Source organism: Salicola sp. AFF1, from assembly GCF_056783195.1.
On the sequence record NZ_JBXAYL010000054.1, the window covers coordinates 1 to 5,041 of the forward strand.

8 protein-coding genes are annotated in these 5,041 nt (G+C 56.0%); 2 read left to right on the plus strand and 6 right to left on the minus strand.

Annotated features, from left to right (window positions below; all coding sequences use genetic code 11):
* Both istA and istB read left to right on the plus strand, forming a co-directional pair.
* On the plus strand, window positions 1–1,299 hold a 1,299-nt coding region (istA, locus tag AC1RQI_RS16155; protein ID WP_481905640.1), incomplete at its 5' end, for an IS21 family transposase.
* Window positions 1,292–2,065 carry an IS21-like element helper ATPase IstB gene (istB, locus tag AC1RQI_RS16160; RefSeq protein WP_481905641.1) on the plus strand — a complete coding sequence of 258 codons (774 nt, stop codon included), beginning with the start codon at window positions 1,292–1,294 and terminating at the stop codon, window positions 2,063–2,065. The genes istA and istB, both read left to right, overlap by 8 nt.
* Before the next feature lie 21 nt (window positions 2,066–2,086).
* On the opposite strand, the gene AC1RQI_RS16165 is transcribed toward istB, so the two are convergent.
* The 6 genes from AC1RQI_RS16165 to AC1RQI_RS16190 all read right to left on the minus strand — a co-directional run.
* The gene (locus tag AC1RQI_RS16165; protein WP_481905642.1) at window positions 2,087–2,572 is read right to left on the minus strand and encodes an SMI1/KNR4 family protein; all 486 of its coding nucleotides are present in this window, start codon (window positions 2,570–2,572) and stop codon (window positions 2,087–2,089) included.
* A 114-nt stretch (window positions 2,573–2,686) separates the two neighbouring features.
* On the minus strand, window positions 2,687–3,172 hold the full coding sequence (locus AC1RQI_RS16170; RefSeq protein WP_481905643.1) for an SMI1/KNR4 family protein: 486 nt from the start codon (window positions 3,170–3,172) through the stop codon (window positions 2,687–2,689).
* Window positions 3,165–3,320 carry an HNH endonuclease gene (locus AC1RQI_RS16175; RefSeq protein ID WP_481905644.1) on the minus strand — a complete coding sequence of 52 codons (156 nt, stop codon included), beginning with the start codon at window positions 3,318–3,320 and terminating at the stop codon, window positions 3,165–3,167. The genes AC1RQI_RS16170 and AC1RQI_RS16175 overlap by 8 nt, the downstream gene beginning before the upstream one ends.
* Before the next feature lie 19 nt (window positions 3,321–3,339).
* The gene (locus AC1RQI_RS16180; protein WP_481905645.1) at window positions 3,340–3,846 is read right to left on the minus strand and encodes an SMI1/KNR4 family protein; all 507 of its coding nucleotides are present in this window, start codon (window positions 3,844–3,846) and stop codon (window positions 3,340–3,342) included.
* On the minus strand, window positions 3,843–4,304 hold the full coding sequence (locus tag AC1RQI_RS16185) for an SMI1/KNR4 family protein (RefSeq protein WP_481905646.1): 462 nt from the start codon (window positions 4,302–4,304) through the stop codon (window positions 3,843–3,845). Before AC1RQI_RS16185 ends, AC1RQI_RS16180 begins: the two co-directional genes overlap by 4 nt.
* Window positions 4,301–5,041 (minus strand): HNH endonuclease (locus AC1RQI_RS16190; RefSeq protein WP_481905647.1); only part of this gene is annotated, 741 nt, incomplete at its 5' end. The genes AC1RQI_RS16190 and AC1RQI_RS16185, both read right to left, overlap by 4 nt.

A 5,041-nucleotide genomic window follows, 5' to 3' on the forward strand; every position in this document is an offset into this window, starting at 1 on the left:
GAGCTCACCAGAGAGCCGGAGCTACAGGCGTTGACACTTCTGGAGTGGCTCCAGGAGCGTTACCCCGGAGCCTACCCCGATCATCTGTTGCGCACGCTGCAGCGTCGCGTGAAGGCCTGGCGTGCTCAACACGGCCCGGACAAGGAGGTGATGTTCCCCCAGCATCATGAGCCGGGACACCGCGGGCTATCGGATTTCACCCTGCTCAAGGACGTCACGATCACGGTAGGTGGCCAGGTGTTTGATCATCGGCTTTACCACTTCCGTCTCGCCTACAGCGGTTGGTGCCATGCGCGGGTCATTCTTGGCGGTGAGAGTTTCACAGCGTTGGCCGAGAGCCTCACCGAGGCGCTTGAACACCTCGGTGGTGTCCCGGCGGAACACCGCACGGACAGCCTCTCAGCGGCGTTCAAGAACCTGGACGAGCAGGCCCAGCGTGACATCACGCAGCGTTATCAGACCCTGTGCGAGCACTACGGGATGCGCCCGAGTCGCAATAATCCGGGTCGAGGGCACGAGAACGCCAGCGTTGAGTCTCCCCATGGCCATCTCAAACGCCGGATCCGCCAAAGGCTCAAGCTGCGCGGCTCAACGGACTTCGACAGCCTTGATGCCTATCGGGCGTTTATCGACGAGGTGGCCGCCAGCATCAACCGGCGCAACGCCTCGCGTATTGCCGCCGAGCGAGCCGAGCTGGCCCCGCTGCCCTGTGGCCGTGGCGTCAACTACACCGAAGCGTTGGTGCGGGTGACCAGCTCCAGCACGTTCACCTACTCACGGGTGCTGTACTCGGTACCGGCGAGGCTGATCGGTGAGCGGCTGCGCGTCCATGCCTACGACGACCGGCTTGTGCTCCACCATGGTGGTCAGCAACTGCTGACGCTGCCCCGGGTTCGAACGACTCCCGGCGGAGGGCGCCAGCGCTGCATCGACTACCGCCATGTCATCAGCTGGCTGGTGCGCAAGCCACGAGCGCTCGCCGGGCTGGCCTTCCGGGATGATCTGTTGCCGGACGACAACTGGCGCCGTCTCTACCAGCGTCTTGGTACGCAGTTAAGCACTGAGGATGTGTGCAAGCGCGTGGTCGGGGCACTGCGCCTGGCAGCGGATCGTGACTGCGCCGAAGCAATCGGTGAGTACTGGAGCCAGGCTCTGGCAAACGGGCACTGCCCGACACTGGGCGAGCTCCAGGCACGCTTCTCATGCCAGCGTCCTGCTGCGGCTGTCCCCACGCTTTACTCACGCCAGCACCCGTTGGCGGACTACGACACCCTGCTCAAGGAGACTGCCAATGGCTGATGCCACTACTCTGGCGCTGCTTTTACGCCAACTGCGCCTGCCCACAATGGCCGGGTGCTGCGAGGAGGTTACCGAACGCGCCACCAGCCACGGCTGGAGTGTCGCGCAGACCCTGGCCACCCTGTGCGAATACGAACTTGCCGAGCGAGAGCGCCGACGCCTGGAGCGCCATCTCAAAGAGGCTCGCCTGCCCAGCGGCAAGACCCTGGAGGCGTTCGACTTCCAGGCCATCGATGGGGCCGATCGCAATCAGCTCAGCGCACTCGCCTGCGAGACCGCATGGATCGATCAGGCCCGCAACCTGCTGCTGTTCGGCCCCAGTGGGGTTGGAAAAAGCCATCTGGCTTCCGCCATTGCCCACGCGCTCATCGAGCAGGGACTGCGCGTACGCTATTACGCCGCATCCGCTCTTGTGCAGGAGCTCCAGGCAGCCAAGCAGGCTCTGCGACTGACCGATGCCCTGTTGAAACTCGACAAGTACCGCTTACTGGTCATCGATGACATTGGCTACGTCAAACGCAGCGAGGCTGAGACCTCGGTACTGTTCGAACTCATTGCGCATCGATACGAGTCGGGCAGTGTGCTGATCACCTCCAACCAGCCGTTCAGCAGCTGGGACAGCATCTTCCCGGACGACATGATGGCAGTGGCTGCCATCGACCGACTGATCCATCACGCTCACGTGGTTGAACTCAGCGGTGAGAGCTATAGAAAGCGGGCCTATGCCGAGCAACAGGGCAACAGAAAGGCCGGCTCAGCGGCCTGATGATTGTCCGTTTTCAGTGGATCAGCTTTCCGGGGTCTCGAACTTTTCCAGGAACTCGGTGATGGACTTAGCCAGGGGCTTTTTGCTGCGCTCGTCGTCGGCCTCGAAATCGCCATCGATAAACACAACCTCCGGATTCTCGGGATCGTTGTTGTAATCAAGCGCATACCCGCTATTGCCGCTATGCGCGAAAACCACAATATTTTCGTGTTCCCCTTCTTCTTCTGCCATGGTTGTCATGAATTCAATACTGTATCCCCGCACTTGTTTTAAATCAGGATCGTTGTCAGACGCGTGGAGGATGCACGTAAACCCCGGCTTGCTGCCTTTGGGGAGTATTACTTTGAAGTTATCAGGGTTCTGCCCCTGATGCTTTTTAACCAACTCTTTGAAATCATCCGGTAACTTGTTCCCAAAAACTCTCTCCAACTCATCAAGCTCACTCTCGGACGCTTCGCGTAAAGGCTTCCCATCGACCGTTAGGTATGTGCTCCATTGAATAGCCATTATTTGCGTCCTCCTCCTCCCCATATCGACATTCCACCAGTATGGCCGAAACGGGCGTGTAAACGTATTGGGGGGGAATTCCAAATTGAGCGGTCGACCCGCCCCTAGAGGGCGCTAGGTCGGTTTTAACGCTTGAAGGAAATCAGCGAACGATTGCGCAACAGTCACAATAGCGTCGGGATCTTCTATATCAAGATCACTATCTACGAATACAACGGGAGGGTTTGTTTTATCGGCGAAAAAATCGAAACAAAACCGAGAGCTGCTGCTGTTATCAGTGAACGGAACTAGGTGATCCGCGTTATCTTCAAGAAGTCGACGGCGCTTAGCGAATATGCTGTATCCCTTCTGAGGCCCGTCAAGAAAAACATGAAACAAACACCCTACAGGCTCTACAGCTTCACCCACTGCGACTGAAGCGCTCGGGACCTGTCCCTGATGTACCATCAGGACCTGCTTGTATTCCTCAGGAAAAGTTACCCCAAGCTCGGCTTCAGCAGTCTGGATATCCTTCTCGCTCGGCAATGGGAAATCAGCCCCGTCCACAGTTATATACTTGCGCCAGTTAAGGTATTCACCCCACAAAATTTGCTCAGGCACCGCGACTCCCTCCCCATATCTCCATCCCGCCAACATGCATAAACCGCTTATGAAGCTGTTCATCCACCAATTGCATTTTCCCTACGTCTTGATGGTGATGCCACGTGAGCCTCGGAGGGCTTTTTGCTGAGCTCGTCGGTCGCCTCAAAACCGCCGTCGATTATTGTTTATTCCTGGAGCTGCCCCAAAAATTCAGTAAACGTGGCCGCCAAGGGCACGTACGCTTCGGCGTCACCAGGTTCATAGTCGCCGATCACAAAGGTGACTGAGGGGGCGCTACCACTGTTGCGGTAATCCAGGCAAAAATACGAGTTTCCGCAATCCGAAAATGGAACGATTTTGGGATCGTAGCCTGCTTCAATCTGTCGATTCCAAGCATCCGCGATTGAGTAAAACGGAGCGCGTTGACCGTCTTGAAATGAATGATACAGGCACCTCACAGTGGCTTTGTTCGATGCAACACACTGCACGGGAGACTGCCCCTGATGCGCCTTTAATTCTTCCCGAAAGTCTTCCGGGAACTTCATGTTAAGAGTGGTTTCTAGGGCCTTAATGTCATCCTCTGTAGGTAGAGGTAGTGGGATTTCACCGTCATCATCGAGATAGGTGTAGTCTTCCCACTCAACCAAGCCATTGCTTACGCATGACCCGCTCCCTATCGACTGCATGATCATGCTCGATCCAGGGTGTACTTAATTAAAAAATCCTCAAAATTATCGGCAACTTGAAGGAATGCGTCCTCAGACCCGTCTTCTGCACTCGGAAAGAATAGCTTTACTGGAGGGTTTTGGGGGTCCTGCCGGTAATCCAAGCAATAACGCACTCCGCCGCTATCTGAAAAAACCAGCAACTTATCTCCGTATCCGAAGGACGCAAGGTCCGAAACGCTCAAGGCATGGGGTTCATCACTATCCAAAAATGGATGATAGAAGCATCTGAAACTGGGTTTGTAGCCATCTTCCGTACTTACTGAAATGTTCTCAGGATCTTTACCCGCTCCAATTTTGAGTGCTTCTCTAAACAGATAGGGGAATTTAATACCCAGCTTGGCTTCTGCTTCCGTCAGATCCTGGTCCGTGGGTAGATCAATATAAAGGTAATCGTCCAGCTCTAGCTTGTTTAGGATTGTCACGGTCTGCCACCTCCCCAGATTTCCATGCCACCTACGTGACTAAACCGCTTATGAAGCTGTTCATCCACCAATTGCATTTTCCCTACGTCTTGATGGTGATGCCACGTGAGCCCCGGAGGGCTTTTTGCTTTGGGTGGCTCTGACATGAAAAATTTCATTTGGCGCTTGTCCAGTCCCAGTTCCGATTCCAACCCAGGATTGCTTTTCAAAAGCTGTTTAACTTTACCATTAGCCTCGGCGAAATGAGCACCCTCATCGGGGTTGTTAATGTTGGTGTCATCAATATAGGTTTCCAAGGTGGTGAACTCAGGAAAGCCATCAGGATCCTTGTTGACCCAATAGGTTTTATCCTGGAATTCGCGCGAACAGCTTTGCCCGGCCTCTTCCGACTTAGGAATCTTTTTGGGCGTGCCCGTGGTTCCCTCTAGGGGATGCGCGACACCGTCTTCAACACGGGGGTTGCGCCACGTCTCAGCCGTTTTATGTGCAGTCTCCGGGTCCTTGAACACAGTGCAGTTGGTCGCATCCTGGCCACCGCAAGGCAGCGTCTTACCGCCGTACTTGCGCTCGGGCGTTTCAGACGTGCTCTTTGCCCCCGCGGCCTGGCCGCTCCTGACAAACGCGTTCTCGGTATCCGACGTGCTTTTCTCGGGCGCTTCGCCCGATTCACCGCCGGTATTGGGCGCGGTGGCCGCTGGCGGGGCGCTGTCTACCCCGGCATCCCCAATGGTCACCGT